19 protein-coding genes are annotated in these 23,702 nt (G+C 70.5%); 16 read left to right on the top strand and 3 right to left on the bottom strand.

From position 1 onward, the window contains the following. The first annotated feature begins 35 nt into the window (after nucleotides 1-35). Nucleotides 36-515 (top strand): carboxymuconolactone decarboxylase family protein, encoded by a 480-nt coding sequence (locus ACZ4FH_RS03770; protein ID WP_467301998.1) that lies wholly within the window; start codon nucleotides 36-38, stop codon nucleotides 513-515. Nucleotides 516-537: 22 nt separating this feature from the next. Here the strand turns inward: ACZ4FH_RS03770 and ACZ4FH_RS03765 are convergent, their stop codons facing one another. Then, nucleotides 538-1,680, bottom strand: a complete 1,143-nt coding sequence (locus tag ACZ4FH_RS03765) for a PucR family transcriptional regulator (protein WP_467301996.1) — start codon at nucleotides 1,678-1,680, stop codon at nucleotides 538-540. 190 nt (nucleotides 1,681-1,870) lie between these two features. Between ACZ4FH_RS03765 and ACZ4FH_RS03760 the strand changes: the two genes are divergently transcribed. From ACZ4FH_RS03760 to ACZ4FH_RS03745, 4 genes are all read left to right on the top strand, one after another. After that, nucleotides 1,871-2,797 (top strand): proline dehydrogenase family protein, encoded by a 927-nt coding sequence (locus tag ACZ4FH_RS03760; protein ID WP_467301995.1) that lies wholly within the window; start codon nucleotides 1,871-1,873, stop codon nucleotides 2,795-2,797. A 40-nt stretch (nucleotides 2,798-2,837) separates the two neighbouring features. Continuing rightward, the gene (gene pruA, locus ACZ4FH_RS03755) at nucleotides 2,838-4,469 is read left to right on the top strand and encodes an L-glutamate gamma-semialdehyde dehydrogenase (protein WP_467301994.1); all 1,632 of its coding nucleotides are present in this window, start codon (nucleotides 2,838-2,840) and stop codon (nucleotides 4,467-4,469) included. A 126-nt stretch (nucleotides 4,470-4,595) separates the two neighbouring features. Further along, a complete protein-coding gene (locus ACZ4FH_RS03750; RefSeq protein ID WP_467301992.1) occupies nucleotides 4,596-5,153 on the top strand; it encodes a GNAT family N-acetyltransferase in 558 nt (185 codons plus the stop codon). Nucleotides 5,154-5,422: 269 nt separating this feature from the next. Next, on the top strand, nucleotides 5,423-5,554 hold the full coding sequence (locus tag ACZ4FH_RS03745; RefSeq protein ID WP_383644516.1) for a hypothetical protein: 132 nt from the start codon (nucleotides 5,423-5,425) through the stop codon (nucleotides 5,552-5,554). A gap of 27 nt (nucleotides 5,555-5,581) precedes the next feature. On the opposite strand, the gene ACZ4FH_RS03740 is transcribed toward ACZ4FH_RS03745, so the two are convergent. After that, nucleotides 5,582-7,156: a purple acid phosphatase family protein gene (locus ACZ4FH_RS03740; protein WP_467301990.1), complete on the bottom strand. Its 1,575-nt coding sequence runs from the start codon at nucleotides 7,154-7,156 to the stop codon at nucleotides 5,582-5,584. Between the two features lie 129 nt (nucleotides 7,157-7,285). Here ACZ4FH_RS03740 and ACZ4FH_RS03735 point away from each other — a divergent pair, with 129 nt between their 5' ends. The 4 genes from ACZ4FH_RS03735 (at nucleotide 7,286) to cimA (ending at nucleotide 13,029) form a co-directional block, all read left to right on the top strand. After that, complete coding sequence (locus tag ACZ4FH_RS03735) at nucleotides 7,286-8,323, top strand: 3-isopropylmalate dehydrogenase (RefSeq protein ID WP_467301988.1); 1,038 nt, start codon at nucleotides 7,286-7,288, stop codon at nucleotides 8,321-8,323. A 240-nt stretch (nucleotides 8,324-8,563) separates the two neighbouring features. Next, on the top strand, nucleotides 8,564-9,649 hold the full coding sequence (locus ACZ4FH_RS03730; RefSeq protein WP_467301986.1) for a branched-chain amino acid aminotransferase: 1,086 nt from the start codon (nucleotides 8,564-8,566) through the stop codon (nucleotides 9,647-9,649). 162 nt (nucleotides 9,650-9,811) lie between these two features. Beyond that, a complete protein-coding gene (locus ACZ4FH_RS03725; protein ID WP_467301984.1) occupies nucleotides 9,812-11,143 on the top strand; it encodes an MFS transporter in 1,332 nt (443 codons plus the stop codon). Nucleotides 11,144-11,421: 278 nt separating this feature from the next. After that, nucleotides 11,422-13,029 (top strand): citramalate synthase, encoded by a 1,608-nt coding sequence (cimA, locus tag ACZ4FH_RS03720; protein ID WP_383644501.1) that lies wholly within the window; start codon nucleotides 11,422-11,424, stop codon nucleotides 13,027-13,029. Nucleotides 13,030-13,143: 114 nt separating this feature from the next. Here the strand turns inward: cimA and ACZ4FH_RS03715 are convergent, their stop codons facing one another. Further along, the gene (locus ACZ4FH_RS03715; protein ID WP_467301982.1) at nucleotides 13,144-15,015 is read right to left on the bottom strand and encodes a ricin-type beta-trefoil lectin domain protein; all 1,872 of its coding nucleotides are present in this window, start codon (nucleotides 15,013-15,015) and stop codon (nucleotides 13,144-13,146) included. 293 nt (nucleotides 15,016-15,308) lie between these two features. Here ACZ4FH_RS03715 and ACZ4FH_RS03710 point away from each other — a divergent pair, with 293 nt between their 5' ends. The 7 genes from ACZ4FH_RS03710 (at nucleotide 15,309) to ACZ4FH_RS03680 (ending at nucleotide 23,679) form a co-directional block, all read left to right on the top strand. Further along, on the top strand, nucleotides 15,309-16,283 hold the full coding sequence (locus ACZ4FH_RS03710) for a LacI family DNA-binding transcriptional regulator (protein WP_467301980.1): 975 nt from the start codon (nucleotides 15,309-15,311) through the stop codon (nucleotides 16,281-16,283). 117 nt (nucleotides 16,284-16,400) lie between these two features. Beyond that, the gene (locus ACZ4FH_RS03705; protein ID WP_467301979.1) at nucleotides 16,401-18,080 is read left to right on the top strand and encodes an ABC transporter substrate-binding protein; all 1,680 of its coding nucleotides are present in this window, start codon (nucleotides 16,401-16,403) and stop codon (nucleotides 18,078-18,080) included. 33 nt (nucleotides 18,081-18,113) lie between these two features. After that, nucleotides 18,114-19,184, top strand: a complete 1,071-nt coding sequence (locus ACZ4FH_RS03700; RefSeq protein WP_467301977.1) for an ABC transporter ATP-binding protein — start codon at nucleotides 18,114-18,116, stop codon at nucleotides 19,182-19,184. After that, nucleotides 19,181-20,161: an ABC transporter permease gene (locus ACZ4FH_RS03695; protein WP_383644487.1), complete on the top strand. Its 981-nt coding sequence runs from the start codon at nucleotides 19,181-19,183 to the stop codon at nucleotides 20,159-20,161. Before ACZ4FH_RS03700 ends, ACZ4FH_RS03695 begins: the two co-directional genes overlap by 4 nt. Before the next feature lie 4 nt (nucleotides 20,162-20,165). Then, nucleotides 20,166-21,146 carry an ABC transporter permease gene (locus ACZ4FH_RS03690; protein WP_467301976.1) on the top strand — a complete coding sequence of 327 codons (981 nt, stop codon included), beginning with the start codon at nucleotides 20,166-20,168 and terminating at the stop codon, nucleotides 21,144-21,146. Continuing rightward, nucleotides 21,143-22,171, top strand: coding sequence for an ABC transporter ATP-binding protein (locus ACZ4FH_RS03685; RefSeq protein WP_467301975.1), 1,029 nt, complete (start codon nucleotides 21,143-21,145; stop codon nucleotides 22,169-22,171). Before ACZ4FH_RS03690 ends, ACZ4FH_RS03685 begins: the two co-directional genes overlap by 4 nt. A gap of 89 nt (nucleotides 22,172-22,260) precedes the next feature. After that, nucleotides 22,261-23,679 (top strand): GH1 family beta-glucosidase, encoded by a 1,419-nt coding sequence (locus ACZ4FH_RS03680; RefSeq protein WP_467301973.1) that lies wholly within the window; start codon nucleotides 22,261-22,263, stop codon nucleotides 23,677-23,679. Nucleotides 23,680-23,702 lie beyond the last annotated feature (23 nt).

The raw sequence follows: 23,702 nt of genomic DNA, 5'->3' as shown, positions 1-23,702 counted from the left end.
TACGCGAGGTCTTTCGCACTTCTAACGTAGAGGACATGACGAACAACGACGCAGCAGTCCACGCCCCCCGCATCAACTTCGCCAAGGCCGCCCCGAAGGCCTTCAGGTCCCTCATCGGCCTTGACGCCGCCGCACGCCAGGACCTCGACCCCGCCCTCGTCGAACTGGTGCAGATCCGCTCCTCCCAGCTCAACGGCTGCGCCTACTGCCTGCACATGCACACCAAGGACGCCCGCAAGGCGGGCGAGAGCGAGGAGCGGCTGCACATGGTGGCCGTCTGGCGGGAGGCGGCGCACTTCTTCACCGCCGAGGAGCAGGCCGCGCTGGACCTCACCGAGGCCGTCACCCTCGTCTCGCGCGGCGGGGTCCCGGACGAGGTCTACGGGCGGGCCGCCGCCGTCTTCGACGAGACCCGGCTCGCCGGACTGCTGGCCCTGATCTTCACCATCAACACCTGGAACCGGATCGCCCTGTCCACCGGCAAGGTGGCGGGCACCGACGAGCGGGCGGCCTGACACCGCCCGCCGGGCCCCGGCCTCAGAGCCGGGACGCCTTGAGCGCCATGTGCAGCAGCAGCCGGTCCTCGCCGTCGTTCAGATCGAGGCCGGTGAGCTGCTGCACCCGGGAGAGGCGGTAGTAGAGGGTCTGCCGGTGGATGCCCAGCTCGGCCGCGGTCCGGGAGGCCTGGCCCGCACGGTCGAGGAAGACCTCGGCGGTGTGCGCCAGCTCCCGCTGGGCCGGGGCGAGCAGCGGGCGCACCGCGTGGTCGGACGGGGTGTCCGGCGGCAGCGCGGTCAGCAGCCGGTACGGACCGATGGCCGACCACTCGGCGAGCGGGCCGAAGCGGCTCTCCGCCGCCGCCGCGCGGGCCGCCGCCGTGGCCTCGTGCCAGGCGTCCGCCAGCTCCGCGAGCCCCCGGCGCGCCACCCCGATCCCGGCCGTCGCCGCCGGCCCGGCCGTGGCGCGCAGCCGCTCCGCGGCGGTGAGCGCCGGATCCAGCACCTCGGGGGAGCGCAGCCGGATCAGCGCGGCCAGCGCGGGACCCCCGGTGCCGCCCGGGGCGGTCGCCGCGGACAGGGCCGCCGCCGACGGCACCGTGCGCGCCGACGGCGGCTCGCCCGTCCACGCCATCACGCACACCACGGTGTGCAGCCCCTCCGCGTCCGGGCCCAGCGCCTCGCTGAGCGCGGCCACCGCCATATCGCGCTGCCAGCCCCGCCCGGCCGCCAGCACCGCCCCGAACTCCCGGGACAGATCGGTGCCGGCCCGCGCCTCGTCCCAGAGCAGCGCCCCGATCCGGGCCGCCACCTCCATCGCGGACTCCAGCTGCGCGTCGGTCGGCCCCGGGTCCGCGTCGAGCAGCCAGACGTATCCGAGCACGACACCCCGATGGCGTACCGGAAGGCAGATCCGGTCGCGGTAGACACCGGCCTCCGGGGCGGCCGGGATGCGGACGGGGCCGGTGGCGCGGGTGATGCCGAAGTTCTCGAACCAGGCGCGGACCGCCGGGGTCGAACGGCGGGTCAGGATCGACCGGGTGCGGACGGGGTCCATCGCCGTGTCGTCGTCGCTGTCGTGGGCGCCGAAGGCGACGAGGCCGAAATCGCGGTCCTCCAGCGTGGCCGGCACGCCCAGAGCCGCGGAGATCTCGTCGACCAGCTCCTGGTAATCGCCCTTCACCCCGCCATTCTCGCACCCCTTCAGACATATGTCTGAGATCCAGGGCACGGATGCGTGACAGCTGTCGATGGCACAGGATCGGAGGGATCCTTAGATTTCACGGTGGTTCTCCGTGCTGTACCGCTTCTGTCCCTCTCCGGGGCACTTCGGGCGGTTCGGCCTTCGTTCGTACTTTCCGTGGAGGTGCCCCGTGCTGGGTCCCGTGATTCTCGCCGCGTCACGCAGCGACAAGATGCGCCGTTTCATCTCGGCCGCACCGGGCACGAAGCAGGTCGTCGACCGGTTCATCGCCGGCGAGACCGTCGACCAGGTCGTCCCGGTCATCGAGGACGCCGCGGGCAAGGGTCTCGAAGTCACCCTCGACGTGGTCGGCGAGGACATCACCACCCCCGAGCAGGCCGCCGCCGCCCGTGACGCCTACCTGGAGCTCGTCGAGCGCCTCAAGGACCTGGGCCTGGGCACCAAGGCGGAGATGTCCGTCAAGCTCTCCATGTTCGGCCAGTCGCTGGACGACGGTCACGAGCTGGCCCTCGCCAACGTCCGCCCGGTCGTCGAGGCCGCCGCCGCGATCGGCACCACGGTCACCCTGGACGCCGAGGACCACACCACCCTCGACTCGATGTTCGCCATCCACGAGGAGCTGCGGAAGGACTTCCCGCAGACCGGCTGCGTCATCCAGGCCTACCTCTTCCGCACCGAGGAGGACGCCCGCCGCCTGGCCGCCGCCGGCAGCCGGGTGCGCATCGTGAAGGGCGCCTACAAGGAGCCCGCCTCCGTCGCGTACCAGGACAAGGCCGAGATCGACAAGGCGTACGTCCGCATCCTGAAGACGCTGATGGAGGGCGAGGGCTACCCGATGATCGGGTCCCACGACCCCCGCCTGATCGCCATCGCGCAGGAGCTGGCCCGGAAGGCCGGCCGCAAGCTCGACGAGTACGAGTTCCAGATGCTGTACGGCATCCGCAGCGACGAGCACATCCGCCTCGCCGCCGAGGGCCACCGCATGCGCGTGTACACCGCCTACGGCACCGACTGGTACGGCTACTTCATGCGCCGCCTCGCCGAGAAGCCGGCCAACCTCCTCTTCTTCGGCCGCTCCATCCTCACCAAGGGCTGAGCACTCCTCCATCCGACTACCTCAAGGAGCAACGGACACCATGGACGCTGTCACCCAGGTCCCCGCACCGGTCAACGAGCCGGTCCACTCCTACGCCCCGGGCACCCCGGAGCGCGCCCGTCTGGAGGCGAAGCTCAAGGAGCTCGGCGAGAACCCGATCGAGCTGCCGATGACCATCGGCGGCGTCAAGCGCATGGGCGGCGGCGCGCGCGTCGACGTCGTGCAGCCGCACAACCACAAGGCCGTCCTCGGCACCTTCGCCGGCGCCACCGAGCAGGACGCCCGGGACGCGGTCGACGCCGCCCTGGCCGCCGCCCCGGCCTGGCGCGCGATGTCCTTCGACGACCGCGCCGCGATCATCCTGCGCGCCGCCGAGCTGCTCTCCGGCCCCTGGCGCGAGACGCTGGCCGCCTCCACGATGCTCGGCCAGGGCAAGACCGCCCAGCAGGCCGAGATCGACTGTCCCTGCGAGCTGGTCGACTTCTGGCGCTTCAACGTGCACTACGCGCGCCAGATCCTCGCCGAGCAGCCCCCGGCCAACTCCCCGGGCGTGTGGAACCGCATGGACCACCGCCCGCTGGAGGGCTTCGTCTACGCGATCACGCCGTTCAACTTCTCGGCCATCGCCGCCAACCTGCCGACCGCGCCCGCCCTCATGGGCAACGTCGTCGTGTGGAAGCCGTCCCCGACCCAGACCCACGCCGCCGTGCTGCTGATGCAGCTCCTGGAGGAGGCCGGTCTGCCCAAGGGCGTCATCAACCTGGTGACCGGCGACGGCATCGCCGTCTCCGAGGTGGCCCTGAACCACCGCGACCTGGCCGGCATCCACTTCACCGGCTCCACCCCGACCTTCCAGCACCTGTGGAAGACCGTCGGCACCAACATCGCCAACTACCGCACCTACCCGCGGCTCGTCGGCGAGACCGGTGGCAAGGACTTCGTCGTCGCCCACCCCTCGGCCGACCCGGCGGTCCTGAAGACCGCGCTGACCCGCGGTGCCTTCGAGTACCAGGGCCAGAAGTGCTCGGCGACCTCGCGCGCCTACATCCCGGCCTCGATCTGGAACGCCGGCTTCAAGGAGGCGTTCGCGGCCGAGGTCGACTCGATCACCATGGGTGACGTCACCGACCTCTCGCACTTCATGGGCGCCGTCATCGACGACCGCTCCTTCGCGAAGAACAAGGCCGCCATCGACCGCGCCGCCGCCGACCCGGCGTGCACGATCGTCGCGGGCGGCACGTACGACGACTCGGTGGGCTACTTCGTCCGCCCGACCGTCATCGAGTGCACCGACCCCGCGAACGAGGTCTTCACGACCGAGTACTTCGGCCCGATCCTCGCCGTCCACGTCTACGAGGACGAGAACTACGACGCGATGCTGGAGCAGATGGAGTCGGTCTCCGACTACGCCCTGACCGGTTCCGTCATCGCCAACGACCGCGCCGCGGCCGCGTACACGATGGAGAAGCTGCGGTACGCCGCGGGCAACTTCTACATCAACGACAAGTCGACCGGTGCCGTCGTCGGCCAGCAGCCCTTCGGAGGCGGCCGCGCCTCCGGCACCAACGACAAGGCCGGCGCCCCGCAGAACCTCCAGCGCTGGACCCTGACCCGGGCCATCAAGGAGACCCTGGTCCCGCCGACCGAGTACACCTACCCCCACCAGGGCTGACGCCCACCGGGGCGCCCGCGGGCGCCCCGCCCCGATTCCCGCCCCCCGCCCGGTTCCCCTGCCGGCCGGGGGGCGGTTTCCATGCGCGCGTCCCGTGCCGGCCGGAAGGCTGACAGTCTGGGCCCCATGACCCAGCCCGTGCCGCGCACCGCCCATACCTCCGCCCTCGCCCCCGCCTTCCTCGACGAGATCCACGCCTTCCTGGACACCGCCTTCGAGGGGCGGTTCGACGCCCACGACTGGGACCACACCCTGGGCGGCATCCACGCCTGGGTGAGCGACGACAGCGGGCTCCTCGCGCACGGCAGCGTGATCCAGCGGCGCGCGGTGCACGCCGGGCGCTCGCTCCGGGTCGGTTACGTGGAGGGCGTCGCCGTCCGCGCCGGCCACCGGCGCCGGGGGCTCGGCGGGCGGATCATGGCCGCCCTGGAGGAGGTCGTCGACGGGGCGTACGCCTTCGGGGCGCTGGCCGCGTCGGCCGGCGCCGTCCCGCTGTACACCGGGCGCGGCTGGACGCCCTGGCCGGGGCGGATCGCGGTCCAGGGCCCGGAGGGCGTCGTCCGGCTGCCGCACGAGGAGGGCAGCACGTATGTCCGGGGGACCGGCGGCGCACCCCTTCCGGCGACCGGGGAACCGGGCTCCGACCTGCTGGTCTTCGACTGGCGGGACGGCGACGTGATGTGAGCGGAGGGGAGGTGTGCGTAAACCTCCGTCTCAGATAGTAGGAAGTCCGAGTAATTGTGGAGACAGACCGGCAGGGCTGCCTTAGCTTTGTAGAAGCCGAACGTCTCGCTTGATCGAGCGACCGGCGGTCGTGAGCGCGCGCCCCGCGCAGGCAACCCCTGCGGCGCCCGCTCCCCGCCCCTTCCGGCACCTCGACATCACTGATCTCGACAGCACGCTCACGCTGTGCCGATTTCGAAATCCTCGCGATCTCAAGGAGTCGATCCACCATGGCCGAGACCACTGTCCGCCGCCGCGTCCGCCACTCCCACCGCCCCACCGAGTCCGAGCGGCAGAACGCCGCCGCCGCCCTGCAGCGCGCGCTCGACCGCAGGGACAACGGCGGCTCCACCGGTCACTGAACCGGGCCGCCCGCAGGGGGCCGGGGCTCAGCCCCTGCTGATCTCGAAGTGGTCGATGCGCGTCCCCGACTCGGCGAGCGCGCTGACCTTCATCCGGGGGTGCCGCCCCGTCTCGACCTCCACCGCGAGGAACGAGAAGCCGGTGTAGCGCACCCGCGACCATTCCACGGTCTCGGCGGCCTTCGCGCCGCCCTTGGCCACGTGGTACGTGTCCACGCTCTCCAGGTCCGTGACATGCCCCTCGTAGCTGTCCGGCACCGGGAAGTCGTACAGCGCCTTGCCCGCGCCGCCCGCCGTGACGTAGACGATGCCGTCGCGCCTCGGATCGGTGCGCTCGCCGATCGGCACGGGGCGCCGGACCGCGTTCCTCAGGATCGCGTCCGTACGCTCGTACACGTGGTTGTGGCCGTTGATCACCAGGTCGACCCGGTGCTTCTCGAAGAGCGGCACCCAGGCCTCGCGCACCCCGCCGTCCGAGGCGTGCGCGTTGGTCGTGGAGAAGGCGCAGTGGTGGAAGAAGACCACCAGGAAGTCGATGTCGTGCCGCGCCCGCAGTTCGCCCAGGCGCCGGTCCAGCCAGCGGGTCTGACGGCCGCCGCTGATGCCGAAGTTCGCCGGGATCTCGTAGCTGACGTCGTTGGCGTCGAGCGCGATCACTCCCACGTTGCCGTGCACGAAGGAGTACGCGCCGGGCTGGTTCACCGGGTCCGGGCCGTTGTCCGGCAGGGTCCAGCGGGCGTTCTGCCCGCCGTAGCCGTCCGGCGAGTACCAGGCCTCCATGTCGTGGTTGCCGGTCGTCACCATCCACGGCACCGTCTTGGAGACCGTCTCCGTCTGCGCGAGGAACTGGTCCCAGGTGCGGGCGTCGTAGGTGTCGGTGGGCCGGCCGGAGCCCGAGGGGTCGGCGTAGCAGATGTCCCCGGCGTGCAGGTGGAACGCGGGGTTCTGGCCCAGGATCAGCTGGTCGTTGCCGAGGGCGTGGTAGCTGACGCCCTGGTCGCCGAAGGCGGTGAAGGTGAAGTTCCGGGCGCGCTCGGGCGCGGTGGTGAAGGTGCCGAGCGTGCCCAGGTTGCGGGTGTCGGCCGGGTCGAAGCCGTCGTGGCCGACGCCGTAGTAGTACGTCGTGCCGGGCTTCAGCCGCTCCAGGGCCGCGTGCACGTAGTACTGCTCGGCGGCCGCGATCCTGCCGTTGTCCAGCAGCGGCGTGGTGAGGTGGCGGACCTCGGCGTCGATCTTCCGGCTGAGCGCCCACGGCTTGAGGCCGATCCGGATGTAGGGGCGGCGCACGGCGAAGGGGACCTGCCAGGAGACCGTCATCTGCGTCTTCGGGTCGGCGCCGTAGGCCAGGTGGCGGCCGAAGGGGGCCACCAGGGCCCCGTCGACCCGGGTGGTGGTCGCGGAGCTGAGCACCGAGGGCGCCGCCTGGGCGGGGGAGGAGGCGAGCGAGGCGGTGAGCCCGGCGGTGCCGGCCACGGCGGCGGTCGCCACGCCGGTGCGCAGCACACCGCGCCGGGTCAGCCGGGAGCGCAGGTACTCGTGCTGCTCGGCCATGCTCATGCGGTCGGCGAGCTTCTCGGGGATGCCGAAGCGGGGGATGTCCATGGGCGACAACCTGCACCGGCCGGCTGTCTCCGTACCGTCGGATAGGTGAACGGTACACGTACAGCTCCCCATGTGTCCGTATGGTGGACGTGACGTGTCATGGGGTGGGACGCGCAGTAAGGTGCGGACATGTCTCGCAGCATCAATCTCGCAGTGATCCCCGGTGACGGTATCGGCCAGGAGGTCGTGGCCCAGGGCCTCAAGGTCCTCAACGCTGTTCTCCCGCAGGACGTGAAGCTGGAGACCAAGGAGTACGACCTTGGCGCCCGGCGCTGGCACCGTACCGGCGAAACCCTCCCCGACGCGGAGCTCGACGCCCTCAAGGGCCACGACGCCATCCTGCTCGGCGCGATCGGTGACCCGTCCGTGCCCTCCGGCGTGCTGGAGCGCGGGCTGCTGCTGAAGCTGCGCTTCGCCTTCGACCACTTCATCAACCTGCGCCCGTCGAAGCTCTTCCCGAACACCGCGACCCCGCTGGCCGGCCGCCCGGACATCGACTTCGTCGTCGTCCGCGAGGGCACCGAGGGCCCGTACACCGGCAACGGCGGCTCGCTGCGCACCGGCACGGAGCACGAGGTCGCCACCGAGGTCAGCGTCAACACCGCCTACGGTGTCGAGCGCGTGGTCCGCGACGCCTTCGAGCGCGCCGCCGCCCGCCCCCGCAAGAAGCTGACGCTGGTCCACAAGAACAACGTCCTGGTCTACGCGGGCCACCTGTGGAAGAACACCTTCGACAAGGTCGCGGCCGAGTACCCCCAGGTCACCACCGACTACCTGCACGTCGACGCGGCGACGATCTTCTTCGTCACCCAGCCGGAGCGCTTCGACGTCATCGTCACCGACAACCTCTTCGGTGACATCCTCACCGACCTCGCCGCCGCCGTCACCGGCGGTATCGGCCTGGCCGCCTCCGGCAACATCAACCCGACGGGCGCCTTCCCGTCGATGTTCGAGCCGGTCCACGGCTCCGCCCCCGACATCGCGGGGCAGGGCAAGGCCGACCCGACCGCCACGATCCTCTCCGTCGCCCTCCTGCTGCGCCACCTCGGCTACGAGTCCGAGGCCGCGCGCATCGAGGACGCCGTCTCCGCCGACCTGGCGGAGCGCGACGGTGCCCGTACGACCGATGAGATCGGCGACGCCCTCGCGGTACGCGTAGCGGGCTGATCCGACGACTCCACCACGAAGCCGCCGGGTCGCAGACGCACCCGGCGGCTTCTCCTGTGCGGCCCCGGGTGCCACCATCGAACCTGGACCGCATACGCGTCATTTCCGTGCACGGCCCCCGTCGGGCGATAATCGAACGGGACCGTGGCCGCAGTGAAGCTCGGACGTCCTAGTACCTGTCTGACAGGGGAGGCGCGGACGCGGCCCGACACACACAAATACGGTGAAGGACACGCACTCATGACGACCACGATCGAGCTCAAGCCCTCCTCGAACCCGCTGTCCGACGCGGAGCGCGAGGCCATCCTGGCCAAGCCGGGCTTCGGCCGCTACTTCACCGACCACATGGTGACGATCAAGTGGACCGAGGGGCGCGGCTGGCACGACGCGCAGCTCGTCCCGTACGCCCCGCTGTCGATCGACCCGGCCAATATGACGCTCCACTACGGCCAGGAGATCTTCGAGGGGCTCAAGGCCTACCGCCAGCCCGACGGCACGGTCGCCACGTTCCGCCCCGAGGCCAACGGCGAGCGCTTCCGGGCCTCCGCGCGCCGGCTCGCCATGCCGGAGCTGCCCGTCGAGACCTTCGTCGCGGCCTGCGACGCGCTGGTCCGCCAGGACGCGGCCTGGGTGCCGCCGCACGGCGGCGAGGAGTCGCTGTACCTGCGCCCGTTCATGATCGCGACCGAGGTCGGCCTGGGCGTCCGGCCCGCCAACGAGTACCTCTTCCTCGTGATCGCCTCGCCGGCCGGTGCCTACTTCCCCGGCGGTGTGAAGCCCGTCTCCATCTGGCTCTCCGAGGACCGCGTCCGCGCCGTCCCGGGCGGCATGGGCGACGCCAAGACCGGCGGCAACTACGCCGCCTCCCTCCTCGCCCAGGCCGAGGCCGCCGCCAAGGGCTGCGACCAGGTCGCCTACCTCGACGCCGTCGAGCACCAGTGGGTCGAGGAACTCGGCGGGATGAACCTGTACTTCGTCTACGGGGACCACATCGTCACCCCGACCCTCACCGGCTCCCTCCTCGCCGGCATCACCCGCGACTCGCTCCTCAAGCTCGCCGGGGACCTCGGCTGCACCTCCGAGGAGCGCCGGGTCTCCATCGGCCAGTGGCGCGACCACTCCGCCGACTCCACCCTCACCGAGGTCTTCGCCTGCGGCACCGCCGCCGTCATCACCCCGGTCGGCACGGTGAAGAGCGCGGGCGGCGAGTGGACCCAGGGCGACGGCACCCCCGGCCCGGTCACCCTCAAGCTGCGCGAGCGCCTGCTGGACATCCAGCGCGGCGTCGTCGAGGACACCCACGGCTGGATGCACCCGCTCGGCTAGGACGGTCCCCCTCCCGAGGCCGCGCCCCCTCTCTTCCCGGGGGCGCGGCCCCGCCGTTTCCCGGCACTCACCCGGTCGTGGAGGAGGCGCACACACGTCCGGGTGGCGCCCGTGCTGTGCGCCCTTGTCCGGCTTCCGGCGCTTCGGGCACGGTGACGGATCATGCGACGAGAGCAGTGGAAGAAAATCTGGGTCGGCTCGGCCGGGAACATGGTCGAGTGGTTCGACTGGTTCGTCTACGCCACCTTCGCGGTCTACTTCGCCGACGCCTTCTTCCCCGAGGGCAACGAGACCGCCAACCTCATGAACACGATGGGCATCTTCGCCGTCGGCTTCTTCATGCGCCCGGTCGGCGGCTGGCTGCTCGGCCGGATCGGCGACCGCAGGGGCCGCAAGGCCGCGCTCACCCTGACCGTCACGCTGATGTCGGCCTCCGCGGTCCTCATCGCCTGCGCCCCGACCTACGCCACCGCCGGATACGCGGGCGTCGCCGTCCTGATGCTCGCCCGGCTGCTCCAGGGCCTGTCCGTCGGCGGCGAGTACGCGGCCAGCGCCACCTATCTCACCGAGGCCTCCGCCCCCGAGCGGCGCGGCTTCGCCTCCAGCTTCCAGTACGTCTCCATGACCGCCGGGCAGCTCGTCGGCCTCGGCCTCCAGATCCTCCTCCAGCGCAACCTGTCGGACGCCGCGCTGCACAGCTGGGGCTGGCGCATCCCGTTCGTCGTCGGCGCGATCGGCGCCGCGATCGTCTTCTACCTGCGGCGTTCCCTGCTGGAGACCGAGGTGTACGCGGACTCCGGGGCCGCCGCCGACGCGAGCCGGGGCACCCTGGGGCTGCTGTGGCAGCACCGCCGCGAGGCCTTCCTGGTGATGGCGCTGACCATGGGCGGGACCGTCGCCTACTACACGTACACGACGTACCTCACGAAGTTCCTCTCGAAGAGCGCGGGCATGGACAAGTCCACCGCCTCGCTCGTCAGCTTCTGCGCGCTGTTCGTCTTCATGTGCGTCCAGCCGCTGGCCGGCATGCTCTCCGACCGGATCGGCCGCCGCCCGCTGCTCATCACCTTCGCGGTCGGCTCGACCTTCCTGACCGTGCCGATCATGACGCTGCTGCGGCACGCGGACACCTTCTGGCCCGCCTTCGGCCTCGCGCTGCTGGCGCTCCTGGTGGTGACCGGCTACACCTCCATCAACGCCTGTGTGAAGGCGGAACTCTTCCCGACCGGCATCCGCGCGCTGGGCGTCGGGCTCTCCTACGCCCTGGCCAACGCGCTGTTCGGCGGCACCGCCGAGTACGTGGCGCTGTGGTTCAAGAGGGCCGGTCACGAATCGGGCTTCTACTGGTACGTGGCGGGGTGCGCGGCCGTCTCGCTCGTCGTCTATCTGACGATGCGCGAGACCAGGGACATCGATCTGAACCGGGTCGCCGCCCTCGACGGGGGGAAGCGCACGGCCGTCCCGGAAGCGACCACGATCACGCCCGCATCCTGAGACGGGGCGGGGGGCGGGGGCGGTCCTGTGCGAGACTGCCTCCGTGCCCTCGTTCGTCATGATTATTGGCAGCAGGCGCGCCGGTCCGCAGTGACCGTTCCGTATCACCACGTACGGCACGGCCACCGTGCCCCAGACCCGCGCGCAGACCTCTCGCACCCGCGAGGGGTTTTTTCGTTTTCCGGCCCTCACCACGGCCGGGGCGAGGCACGCGGGATGATGGGGGCAAGTGGAATCAGATCGTCCGGATCCACTCATCCGACAGGAGTCAGACCAGCATGACCACCAAGGCCAAGCCCACCGACGACAGTTTCCACGTCTTCGACACCACGCTGCGCGACGGCGCCCAGCGTGAAGGCATCAACCTGACGGTCGCGGACAAGCTGACCATCGCCCGGCACCTGGACGAGTTCGGCGTCGGCTTCATCGAGGGCGGCTGGCCCGGAGCCAACCCCCGCGACACCGAGTTCTTCGCCCGCGCCCGCGAGGAGATCGACTTCCGCAACGCGGAGCTGGTCGCCTTCGGCGCGACCCGCCGGGCCGGCGGTACCGCCGCCGACGACCCGCAGGTCAAGGCGCTGCTGGACTCGGGTGCCCCGGTGATCACGCTGGTCGCCAAGTCGCACGACCGCCATGTGGAGCTGGCCCTGCGCACCACCCTGGACGAGAACCTGGAGATGGTCCGCGACACCGTCTCCCACCTGCGCGAACAGGGCCGCCGGGTCTTCGTCGACTGCGAGCACTTCTTCGACGGGTACCGCGCCAACCCCGAGTACGCCAAGGCCGTCGTCAAGGCCGCCTCCGAGGCCGGCGCCGATGTCGTCATCCTCTGCGACACCAACGGCGGCATGCTCCCGGCCCAGGTCCAGGCCGTCGTCTCCACCGTCCTCGCCGACACCGGCGCCCGCCTCGGCATCCACGCCCAGGACGACACCGGCTGCGCCGTCGCCAACACCCTGGCCGCCGTGGACGCCGGCGCCACCCACGTCCAGTGCACCGCCAACGGCTACGGCGAGCGGGTCGGCAACGCCAACCTCTTCCCCGTCGTCGCGGCGCTGGAGCTGAAGTACGGCAAGAAGGTGCTGCCCGAGGGCGCGCTCGCCGACATGACCCGCGTCTCCCACGCCATCGCCGAGGTCGTCAACCTGACGCCCTCCACCCACCAGCCCTACGTCGGCGTCTCCGCGTTCGCCCACAAGGCCGGGCTGCACGCCTCCGCGATCAAGGTCGACCCGGACCTCTACCAGCACATCGACCCCGCGCTCGTCGGCAACACCATGCGGATGCTGGTCTCCGACATGGCCGGCCGCGCCTCCATCGAGCTCAAGAGCCAGGAGCTGGGCGTCGACCTCGGCGGCGACCGCGCGCTCATCGGCCGCGTCGTCGAGCGGGTCAAGGAGCGCGAACTCCAGGGCTACACCTACGAGGCCGCCGACGCCTCCTTCGAACTGCTGCTGCGCGCCGAGGCCGAGGGCCGGGTACGCCGCTACTTCCGCACCGAGTCCTGGCGCGCCATCGTCGAGGACCGCCCCGACGGCACGCACGCCAACGAGGCCACCGTGAAGCTCTGGGCCCAGGGCGAGCGCATCGTCGCCACCGCCGAGGGCAACGGCCCGGTCAACGCGCTGGACCGGGCGCTGCGCGTGGCCCTGGAGCGGATCTTCCCGCAGCTCGCCAAGATGGAGCTGATGGACTACAAGGTCCGCATCCTGGAGGGCCGCACCGGCACCGAGTCCACCACCCGGGTCCTGATCACCACGGGCGACGGCTCCGGCGACTGGGCGACCGTGGGGGTCGCCGAGAACGTCATCGCCGCGTCCTGGCAGGCCCTGGAGGACGCGTACACCTACGGGCTGCTGCGCGCGGGCGTCGAGCCCACCGAGTAGGACGTGGGGGGGGGGGGGGGGGGGGGGGGGGGGGCCCCCCCCCCCGGGGGGGGGGGGGGGGGGCGGGCGCCCCCCCCCCCCCCCCCCCCCACGTCCTGGGAAGCGCCGGCGCCGCTACTGGAGGCGCCACTTCTGGTTGGACGCGCCGGTGCACGTCCAGATCTGGGTGCGGGCCCCGTTGGCCGTCGAACGGTCCACGACGTCCAGGCACTTGTCCGCCGCCGTGCTGACCAGATCGCCCGTCGCGGCGTTGTAGCTCCAGCGCTGCGCCGCGGTGCCGTTGCAGGTGTACAGCTGGACCTTCGCCCCGTTCTCCGTGGAGCCCCCGGTCACGTCCAGGCAGGCGCCGAGCGTGCGGACGCTGCCGTCGCTCTGGAGCGTCCAGCGCTGGTTGGCCGCGCCGGTGCAGTCCCAGATCTGGACCGGGGTGCCGTCCGCCCCGGAGTTCCCGGTCGCGTCCAGGCACTTGCCGGAACCGTTGAACGCGCCCGAGGTGCCGCCGCTGCCCGAACCGGACTGCGTCCCCGACCAGGTGAAGGTCGCCGAGGTGCGGGCGGGCAGGGTGTAGGTGAAGGTGCTGCCGCCCCAGTTGACCGTGAGCTGCTGGGCGGAGCCGCCGCCGTTGTACGCGATCAGCGCCTTGGAGCCGTCCGGGTTGCGCCAGGCGACGTTGGGGACGGTGGAGCTGGCCGTGGAGGAGATCCGGGCGGCGCCCGGCCGGACGAACTTGGTCAGATGCCCCATCGTGTAGTACTCGATGGTGTAGTCGACCTGGCCGCTCCTGGAGTCCCCGTCGTGCACGGTGATCAGACCGTCGCAGGTGCCGCAGCCGCCGTTGTGCGGACCGCGGTTCTGGTCCACCGCCAGGGACCATTTGGTCACCGACTTCGCCCAGTTGCGGGTGTAATCGATGATGTTCATCATGTCTTCGCGCTGCTGGTCGGCGATCCAGGTGCCGCCGGAGTGCTCGGTCTGGAAGGCGTCCATCGACGGGTACTGGTTGTGCACCGTCGTCTGCTTGGCGATGTCGCCGCCGTAGCCGTGCCAGGCCACCCCGCCGAAGTTGGGGTGGTTGCGGACCGCGGCGTCGTCCACGGTGGCCGCGGCGTACGCGTCGTAGGTGTCCCAGTTCCAGTCGTGCGCCAGCACCTTGGTGGCCAGGCCCGCGCCGGCCAGCTTGGGCAGCAGCTCGCTCTTGGTGAAGTAGGCCAGGCCGGAGCCGTTCCAGCTCATCGAGGGGTAACCGCCGCAGCAGGTCGGCTCGTTCTGCGCGGTGACGTAGTCGACCGGGACGCCCTGGTCGCGGTAGGCCTGGAGGTACTTCACGAAGTAGTCGGCGTAGGTGCCGTAGTTCTCCGCCTTCAGCCAGCCGCCGTTGAGCTGCCCGCTGTCCTTCATCCAGGCCGGCGCGGTCCACGGCGAGGCCACCGTCGTCAGCGCCGGGTTGAGCTGCTTGGCCTGTTTCGTCAGCGGCAGCACGTCTTCGAGATCATGTGCGATCGAGAACTTCGCGAGGGACGGGTCGGTCTGACCGGCCGGCAGGTCGTCGTACGTGTAGCCGTACCGCGCGAGGTCCGAACCGCCCATCGGATTGCGGACGAAGGACAGCCCGATGCCCTCCGTGGGGGAGAAGAGCTTCTTCATCGTGGCGTCACGGGTCGCCTGGCTGAGTGCTCCGCTGCTCTTCATCAGGTAGGCGGCGGTGTCGGTGAAGGAGGCTCCGCCGCCGGTGAAGGTCTGGTAGCGGGTGTTCTCGTCCACCGTGACGGTGGTGCCGGCGCCGCCGCTGCCCGCGGCGAAGGTGATCGGGGTCTGGTCCTGGAGGCCGCGTGTGACATGGCGGCCCCCCGCGTCGTCCGTGGTGGTCAGGGCGATGTGCACCGTCTCGCCCGCGGCCTGCGCGGTGCCGGACGAGAGCCCGGAGAGACCGGCGGTCGCGAGCACGGCGGCGAGCAGTGCCCTCGCCGCCCTTCCTGAACGGGTCATGGCTGGATGCCTTCCTCGGCGGGAGCGTGGGGGAAGTGCCGTCGGACGAGGCAGGAGTGAACGGCACCCACGTGTTCACGTCAAGAGGTCTGCGCGTTCATTAGTTGAACACAATCACCGTCTCCGGATGCCCTCGAAATGGGTCCGGACCAATTTCGACGTGAAGTATTGACGGTCGTGTTCCAGCGGGGTTAACTCACGCCACCAACGCCGGTACCGGTTCCGGAACCGGTTGCGGTACCGGTTCCACTCTCGGCCGATTGCTCTGTCCCGTTCTGTCCTGGAGGCCCCCGATGCGTGTCACCATCGCCGACGTCGCCCGTGAGGCCGGCGTCAGCAAGACGACCGTGTCCCGGGTCATCAACACCAAGGGAGAAGTGGACGGTTCGACGGCTGCCCGCGTTCGTGAAGTGATCGCACAGCTCGGCTACGTACCCAGCTCGGGAGCCGTCGGACTGGCCCGCGGCAGCAGCCGTACGGTCGGCATGCTGGTGCCCTCGCTGACCTGGCCGTGGATGGGCGAGGTGCTCCAGGGCGTCGTCGACACCGTCGAGGCGGCCGACTACGGACTCCTGCTCTTCACCTGCAACCGCGGAGCCGAGTCCGTCCAGCGCTTCACCAGCCAGGTGTCGGCGCGCGCCTTCGACGGGCTCGTGGTCGTCGAACCGGAGAACACCCTCGACCACCTCACCACCCTGCACCGCAGCGGCCTGCCGATCGTGCTGATCGACGATCGCGGCCACCACCCCGAATTCCCCTCCGTCGTGACCACCAACCACGACGGGGGCGCGTCGGCCGCCCGCCATCTGCGGGCCGCCGGCCGCACCCGGCCCCTCGTCGTCACCGGCCCCGAGGACTTCGGCTGCGTACGCGACCGGCTGGCGGGATTCCTCTCCGTGCTGCCCACCGACCTCGTCGTCCGCGGCGACTTCACCGAGGCCTGCGGCCGGCTGGCCGTGGAGCGGCTCCTCGCCTCCGGCACGGAGTTCGACTCGGTCTTCGCCCACAACGACATCTCGGCGGCCGGCGTGCTGCGGGCGCTGCGCGCCGCCGGACGGAGCGTGCCCGACGACGTCGCGGTGGTCGGCTTCGACGACATCCCGATGGCCGAGCACACCGAACCGCCCCTGACCACCGTGCGCCAGCCCACCCGGCAGATGGGTGAGACGGCCGCACGGATGCTGCTCTCCCACCTCGGCGGCACACCGGCACCCGACGCGCCGGTCGTCCTGCCCACCGAACTGGTCGTGCGCCACTCGGCGCCCTAGCGGACAGGGCTCCAGCCCGCACCGCACCCCGTACCACCGCACAGGCCGTCGTCCGGCGCGCCGCGCGCTGCCCGTTTTCCGGATCTCCCAGACCCGCCAGTCCCTCCTGGAGTCGCCATGTCCGCACGCCGTCACCACACGCTCAGAGCCGTCGCGGTCGCCACCGCGGTGGTCGCGCTCGCCGCCGGATGCTCGTCCGCCAACTCCAACCGGAGCAACAAGTCCGGCGGCGGCGCCACCGGCGTCCTGAACCTCGGCAAGCCGGACGGACCGCAGACCAACAACAGCAACCCGTTCCTCAACACCTCGGCCGGCGCCACCCTCGGCTACCGCTGGATGATCTACGAGCCGCTGGCGATGGTGAGCCAGATCCGGCCGTCCGACAAGGCCGACCCGTGGCTGGCGACGGACTGGAAGTGGGACCTCAACTACACGAAGGTCACCTTCACCCTCGACGACCGCGCCAAGTGGGCCGACGGCAAGCCGCTCACCGCCGAGGACGTGGCGTTCACCTTCGACCTGCTGAAGAAGCACCCGGCGCTCAACGCCGACGGCATCAAGTGGGGCGGCATCGAGGTCCAGGACAAGAAGGTCGTCCTGACCTTCGACGACTCGCAGTACGTCAACCAGAACAAGATCATCCAGCAGTACATCGTGCCCAAGCACATCTGGGAGAAGGTCGACAACCCGGAGACCTGGCCCAACCGGACGCCCGTCGGCTCCGGCCCGTACAAGCTGAAGACCTTCACCCCGCAGACCACCACCCTGGTCGCCACGCCGACCTACTGGAAGGGGTCGACGAAGGTCAAGGAGCTGCGCTACAGCACGTACAACGACAACAACGCCGCCACCACGGCGCTGGCCAGCGGCAAGCTGGAGTGGTCGTTCGTCTTCATGCCGGACTTCAAGAAGCTGTTCATCGACAAGGACCCGAAGAACCACAAGCTGTGGTTCCCCTCCGGGCTCGGCATCCACGGCCTCTGGTTCAACACCACCCGCAAGCCCTTCGACAACCCGGCGCTGCGCAAGGCCATGGCGATGGTCATCGACCGCAACGCCATCTACACCCAGGCCGAGGCCACGCTCTACCCGGAGATCACCAACCCCACCGGCATCCCGCTGCCGGCCGGTGAGTCCTTCATCGCCCCCGAGTACAAGAGCGCCACGACCAAGCCCGACGTCGAGGGCGCCAAGAAGGTCCTGGAGAAGGCCGGCTTCACCCTCGCCGGCGGCGTCCTCAAGGACCCGTCCGGCAAGCCGGTGAAGCTGACGCTCACCGACCCGGCCGGCTGGAACGACTACATCACGGGCCTGTCGATCATCAAGGACAACATCAAGCAGATCGGCATCGACGCCAAGGTCAAGACGCAGACCGCCGACGCCTGGGGCGCGAACGTCGCCAACGGCAACTTCGACGCCACCCTGCACTGGACCAACAGCGGCGCCACCCCGTACGACATGTACCAGAACATCATGGACGGCGCGCTGCTCCAGCCCATCGGCAAGCCCTCCCAGCAGGGCAACTTCGGCCGCTTCAAGAGCACCGAGGCGACCGAGGCGCTGAAGGACTTCGCCGAGGCCACCACGGACACCGCCCGCACCGCGGCGATGACCACCCTCCAGAAGATCATGGTCGAGCAGGCGCCGATGGTCCCGACCGCCGCGGCCCCCATCGGGGCGGAGTACTCCACCAAGAACTGGGTGGGCTGGCCGACCGAGGCCGACCCGTACGCCGACCCGCAGCACACCCAGCGCTCCTCGCTGGAGATCGTGCTGAGGCTCAAGCCCGCCAAGTAGTACGCAGGGATTCAGGGACTCAGGGAATCGGCCATGTCTGAACAGTCAGAGAACAACCACATCGTGCTCGAAGCACGCGGAGTCACCAAGCACTTCGCCGTGCGGCGCAACGCCCGCGACCTCCTCGCGCGCACCCGCCGCACCGTCCACGCCGTCGACGACGCCTCGCTGGAACTGCGGCGCGGCACCGTCACGGCCCTGGTGGGGGAGTCGGGCTCCGGGAAGTCCACCGTCGCCAGACTGCTCGCCCAGCTGTATCCGCTCACCTCGGGCGAGATCCACCTGGACGGGCAGCCGGTGAAGGCCGGACGTGGCCGGTCCTTCCGCAGTTACGTACGCCGGGTCCAGCTGATCTTCCAGGACCCGTTCGCCTCGCTGAACCCCGTGCACACCGTGCGCTACCACCTGACCCGGTCACTGAAGATCCACGGCCGGGCCGGCAGCGGCGAGGAGGAGCTGGAGAAGAACCTGACCGCTCTGCTGAACCGTGTCCAGCTGACTCCTCCTCATCAGTACCTGGACAAGTTCCCGCACGAGCTGTCCGGCGGTCAGCGCCAGCGCGTGGCGATCGCCCGCGCGCTCGGCGCCGACCCCCGGGTCCTCCTCGCCGACGAGCCCGTCTCGATGCTGGACGTCTCCATCCGGCTCGGGATCCTCAACCTCCTCAAGGACCTCAAGGACCGCTTCCACCTGGCGATCCTCTACATCACCCACGACATCGCGTCCGCCCGCTACTTCGCCGACACCACCCTCGTGATGTACGCGGGCCGGATCGTCGAGGGCGGTGACAGCGAGACCGTCACCCAGCGCCCCGCCCACCCGTACACCCAGCTCCTCATCTCCTCCGCCCCCCACCCGGACCGGGCGCGCGACGACGAGTACAACGAGGACGGGGAGGAGAACGGCACCGGCGAGCCGCCCTCCCTCATCGACCCGCCGGCCGGCTGCCGCTTCCACCCCCGCTGCCCCAAGGCGATGGAGCGCTGCCGCACCGACCTGCCGCCGCGCTTCGACCTGGCCGACGGCCAGTGGGCCGCCTGCTGGCTGTACGAGAACACCGGCACCGCCCGCACCGACGACCACGAGAAGGAGGCTGCGAAGTGAAGTTCCTGCTCCAACGGCTCGCCTTCTACCTGGTCACCGCCTGGGCCGCCATCACCATCAACTTCCTCATCCCGCGGCTGATGCCCGGAGACCCCGTCCAGGCACTGATCGCCCGCTTCCAGGGCCAGCTGGACACCAGCGCCATCGACTCGCTGAAGGCCCTCTTCGGCCTCGACAAGAACCAGTCGCTCTGGGAGCAGTACACCGACTACTGGTCCCATCTGCTCCACGGCGACCTCGGCCTCTCCTTCACCTTCTTCCCGACCCCGGTCAGCGAGATCATCGCGCAGTCGCTGCCCTGGACCCTCGCCCTCGTCGGCATCACCACACTGATCAGCTTCGTCCTCGGCACCGGCCTCGGGGTCTTCGCGGGCTGGCGGCGCGGCTCCTGGATGGACAACCTGCTGCCCGTCACCACGTTCATCTCGTCGATCCCGTACTTCTGGCTCGGGCTCATCGCGATCTGGCTGTTCGCCACGAAGTGGTCGCTCTTCCCCTTCGAGGGCGGCTACGACAACTGGCTGGTGCCGGCCTTCGACTGGCCGTTCATCTCCAGCGCGCTCTACCACGGGGTGCTGCCCGGCTGCACGATCGTCCTCAGCGCGGTCGCCGGATGGATCCTCGGCATGCGGAACATGATGGTGACGGTGTCCAGCGAGGACTACGTCATGGTCGCCCAGGCCAAGGGGCTCTCCGAGCGCCGCGTGATGTTCGGCTACGCGGCACGCAACGCGATCCTGCCCAACATCTCCGGCTTCGCCCTCTCGCTCGGCTTCATCGTCGGCGGCACGCTCCTGGTGGAGATGGTCTTCAACTACCCGGGCATCGGCTACCAGCTCTTCCAGGGCGTGGGAGCCAAGGACTACCCCCTCATGCAGGGCATCTTCCTCATCATCACGCTCGCCGTCCTCGCGGCGAACCTCCTCGCCGACATCCTCTACATGCTCCTCGACCCCCGTACCCGAAGGGAGGCGTAGGGCTGTGGCCGTCACCGCAACCGAGACCGCCGTACTCGACGCCGCCGAGACCCCGGCAGCGAGCAGGCGCCGCTTCCGCTTCCTGCGGGGCCGGAAGACCGTCATCGGACTGGGCATCCTGCTCTTCTTCGTGCTGATCGCGATCGTCGGCCCGTGGGTCGCCCCGTACGACCCCGACACCATGAGCCAGGACCTGCTGCAACCGCCCTCCGGTTCGCACTGGTTCGGCACCACGCAGACCGGTCAGGACGTGCTCTCGCAGATCCTCGTCGGCACCCGGGGCGTACTCGTCGTCGGCTTCGTCGCGGGCATCCTCGCGACCGCCCTGTCCGTGCTGATCGGCGTCACCGCCGGCTTCCTCGGCGGACTGGCCGACGAGGTGCTGTCGCTGCTGTCCAACGTCTTCCTGGTCATCCCCGGACTGCCGCTGATCATCATCATCGCCAGCTTCGTCACGGACGCCGGCGATCTGCTCATCGCGTTCGTCATCGCCCTCACCTCCTGGGCCTGGGGCGCCCGGGTGCTGCGCGCCCAGACGCTGTCGCTGCGCCGCCGCGACTACGTGGAGGCGGCCCGCGCCACCGGCGAGCCGACCTGGCGGATCATCATCTTCGAGGTGATGCCCAACCTCACCGCGGTCATCGCCTCCGGATTCGTCGGCACGGTCATCTTCGCGATCCTCTCCGAGATCACCCTGGCCTTCATCGGCGTCGCCGACATCTCCAACTGGAACTGGGGGACCGTCCTGTTCTGGGCGCAGTCCAGCCAGGCACTCGCCCAGGGCGCGTGGTGGTGGTTCGTCCCGGCCGGGCTCTGCATCGCCCTGCTCGGCATGTCCCTCGCGCTGATCAACTTCGGCATCGACGAGTTCGTCAACCCGCGGCTGCGCACCGAGACCGGCGGCTCCCGCAAGGTCAGGATGCGCGTCGGCTTCACCCCGGTGGCCCGTACCGGCACCCCGCGCCACAAGGAGACCCGCTCATGAGCGAGCCCGTCCTCACCATCAGCGGCCTCGACGTGGACTACGGCACCGGCACCGACGCCGTGCACGCCCTGCGCGACATCGACCTCACCCTGCACCGCGGCGAAGTCCTCGGCCTCGCCGGCGAATCCGGCTCCGGGAAGTCCACCCTCGCCTACGCCGTCACCCGGCTGCTCTCCCCGCCCGGCGTGATCACCGGCGGCCAGGTCCACTACCACCAGCGCGACGGCGAGGCCCTGGACCTCCTCGCCATGTCCGCCGCCGAACTGCGGGCCTTCCGCTGGCAGGAGCTGTCCATCGTCTTCCAGGGCGCGATGAACTCCCTGAACCCGGTGTACACGGTCCACAACCAGCTCACCGACGTCCTCCAGGCCCACCGCCCCGAGATGAGGAAGGCCGAGCGCACCGCACGCGCCCGGGAACTCCTCCACCTGGTCGGCATCTCCGCCGACCGGCTCGGCGCCTACCCGCACCAGCTCTCCGGCGGCATGCGCCAGCGCGTGATGATCGCGATGGCGCTCGCCCTGGAACCCGAGATCGTCATCATGGACGAGCCCACCACCGCGCTCGACGTCGTCATGCAGCGCCAGATCCTGCGCCAGCTCGTCCGGCTCCGCGAGGAACTCGGCTTCTCGGTCGTCTTCATCACCCACGACATCTCCCTCCTCATCGAGTTCTCCGACCGGATCGCGATCATGTACGGCGGCCGGATCGTCGAGCAGGCCGGCGCCTCCGACATCTACCGGGAACCGCACCACCCCTACAGCGCCGGACTGCTCCACTCCTTCCCCGCGCTCCACGGCCCCCGCCGCGAACTCAGCGGCATCCCCGGCTCGCCCCCGCACCTGTCCGCGATGCCGGCCGGCTGCGCCTTCCACCCCCGCTGCGCCAAGCGGACCGAGGGCTGCGACACCCATGTCCCGGTGCTCGCCGCACCGGACGGCTCGGACGGCTCCCGCACGGTGGCCTGCTGGCTCCACCGGGGCCTCCCGGCCACCGCCGCCGCACCGGCCGCCGCCCAGGGATGACCCCGGGCCGGTCCGGCGGGTCAGGGCCGGACCGGCCCGGGGCGCAGCCACCGGGGCCCGTCGACCGCACCGCACACCTCAGGAGAACCATGAACCTCGTCACCCCTCAGTCCTACGCCCGCGAGATCGCCGCCCAGGCCGTCCCGGGCCTGCCCGCCGGCTTCCGCTGGGGCGTCGCCACCGCCGCGTACCAGATCGAGGGCGCGGCGGCCGAGGACGGCAGAACGCCGTCGATCTGGGACACGTACTGCGGGGTGCCGGGCATGGTCGTGCGCGGCGAGAACGGCGACGTGGCCTGCGACCACTACCACCGGATGCCCGAGGACGTCGCGCTCATCGCGGACCTCGGCGTCGACACCTACCGCTTCTCGCTGGCCTGGCCCCGCATCCAGCCGGGCGGCCGGGGCCCGGCCAACCAGAAGGGCCTCGACTTCTACAAGCGGCTCGTCGACGAGCTGGACGCCAAGGGCGTCACCCCGTGGATCACCCTCTACCACTGGGACCTCCCGCAGGAGCTGGAGGACGCGGGCGGCTGGCCGGCCCGCGACACCGCGTTCCGCTTCGCCGAGTACGCCGCGCTCGCCTACGACGCCCTGGGCGACCGGGTGACGCACTGGACCACGCTCAACGAGCCCTGGTGCTCTGCCATGCTCGGCTACGCCTACGGCAACCAGGCCCCCGGCCGGCAGAACTTCGGCGAGGCCGTGCACGCCGTGCACCACCTGCTCCTCGGCCACGGCCTCGCCTCCCAGTACCTGCGCGAACAGGCCGGGGTCCGGGGCAACGCGCTGGAGCTCGGCATCACCCTCAACCTGGGCACCGCGACGCCCGAGACCGACAGCCCCGAGGACGCGGAGGCCTGCCGCCGCGCCGACGGGATGGGCGCCCGCCTCTACCTGGACCCCGTCGTCAAGGGCTCCTACCCGGAGGACGTCGTCGCCGACCTCGCCGCCCAGGGCATCGCACTCCCCGTGGAGGACGGCGACCTCGCCGCCATCTCCACCCCCCTCGACGTCCTCGGCGTCAACTTCTACCGGGGCGCACTGTTCTCCGGCACCACGGAGGACGGCGCCACCACCGACGCCGACGGCCTGCCCGTCACCCGGCAGGTGGAGCGCGATCTGCCGCGCACCGCGATGGACTGGGAAATCACCCCCGGCGCCCTCACGGACCTGCTCGTCCGTCTGGAGAACGACTACGGCCTCCCGACGGTCGTCACGGAGAACGGTGCCGCCTTCGACGACACCGTCTCCGAGGACGGCGAGATCCACGACGCGGACCGCACCACGTATCTCGCCGACCACATCGCCGCCGTCGCCGACGCCCGCGCCCAAGGGGCCGACGTCCGGGGCTACTTCGCCTGGTCGCTCATGGACAACTTCGAATGGTCCTACGGCTACGACAAGCGGTTCGGCATCGTCCGCGTCGACTACGACACGCAGGAGCGGACCCTCAAGGACAGCGCCAAGTGGTACCGCGACACCATCCACCTCACCCGCGACGCGTAGCCGCGCCGAGCGTGGCCGCGCCA

The sequence above is a fragment of the Streptomyces sp. NPDC024555 genome, assembly GCF_055559335.1.
The sequence above is the reverse complement of the archived record's forward strand: the minus strand, read 5'-3'. Positions and strand labels throughout refer to the sequence as shown.

What these genes read in the sequence shown, in the direction of transcription:
- ACZ4FH_RS03730 (WP_467301986.1), top strand. Translation starts at nt 8,564, where the DNA reads ATGACGACCACGATCGAGCTCAAGCCCTCCTCGAACCCGCTGTCCGAC.
- ACZ4FH_RS03705 (WP_467301979.1), top strand. Translation starts at nt 16,401, where the DNA reads ATGTCCGCACGCCGTCACCACACGCTCAGAGCCGTCGCGGTCGCCACC.
- ACZ4FH_RS03680 (WP_467301973.1), top strand. Translation starts at nt 22,261, where the DNA reads ATGAACCTCGTCACCCCTCAGTCCTACGCCCGCGAGATCGCCGCCCAG.
- ACZ4FH_RS03715 (WP_467301982.1), bottom strand. Translation starts at nt 15,015, where the DNA reads ATGACCCGTTCAGGAAGGGCGGCGAGGGCACTGCTCGCCGCCGTGCTC.
- ACZ4FH_RS03750 (WP_467301992.1), top strand. Translation starts at nt 4,596, where the DNA reads ATGACCCAGCCCGTGCCGCGCACCGCCCATACCTCCGCCCTCGCCCCC.
- ACZ4FH_RS03740 (WP_467301990.1), bottom strand. Translation starts at nt 7,156, where the DNA reads ATGGACATCCCCCGCTTCGGCATCCCCGAGAAGCTCGCCGACCGCATG.
- ACZ4FH_RS03745 (WP_383644516.1), top strand. Translation starts at nt 5,423, where the DNA reads ATGGCCGAGACCACTGTCCGCCGCCGCGTCCGCCACTCCCACCGCCCC.
- ACZ4FH_RS03685 (WP_467301975.1), top strand. Translation starts at nt 21,143, where the DNA reads ATGAGCGAGCCCGTCCTCACCATCAGCGGCCTCGACGTGGACTACGGC.
- ACZ4FH_RS03770 (WP_467301998.1), top strand. Translation starts at nt 36, where the DNA reads ATGACGAACAACGACGCAGCAGTCCACGCCCCCCGCATCAACTTCGCC.
- ACZ4FH_RS03725 (WP_467301984.1), top strand. Translation starts at nt 9,812, where the DNA reads ATGCGACGAGAGCAGTGGAAGAAAATCTGGGTCGGCTCGGCCGGGAAC.
- ACZ4FH_RS03710 (WP_467301980.1), top strand. Translation starts at nt 15,309, where the DNA reads ATGCGTGTCACCATCGCCGACGTCGCCCGTGAGGCCGGCGTCAGCAAG.
- ACZ4FH_RS03735 (WP_467301988.1), top strand. Translation starts at nt 7,286, where the DNA reads ATGTCTCGCAGCATCAATCTCGCAGTGATCCCCGGTGACGGTATCGGC.
- cimA (WP_383644501.1), top strand. Translation starts at nt 11,422, where the DNA reads ATGACCACCAAGGCCAAGCCCACCGACGACAGTTTCCACGTCTTCGAC.
- pruA (WP_467301994.1), top strand. Translation starts at nt 2,838, where the DNA reads ATGGACGCTGTCACCCAGGTCCCCGCACCGGTCAACGAGCCGGTCCAC.
- ACZ4FH_RS03700 (WP_467301977.1), top strand. Translation starts at nt 18,114, where the DNA reads ATGTCTGAACAGTCAGAGAACAACCACATCGTGCTCGAAGCACGCGGA.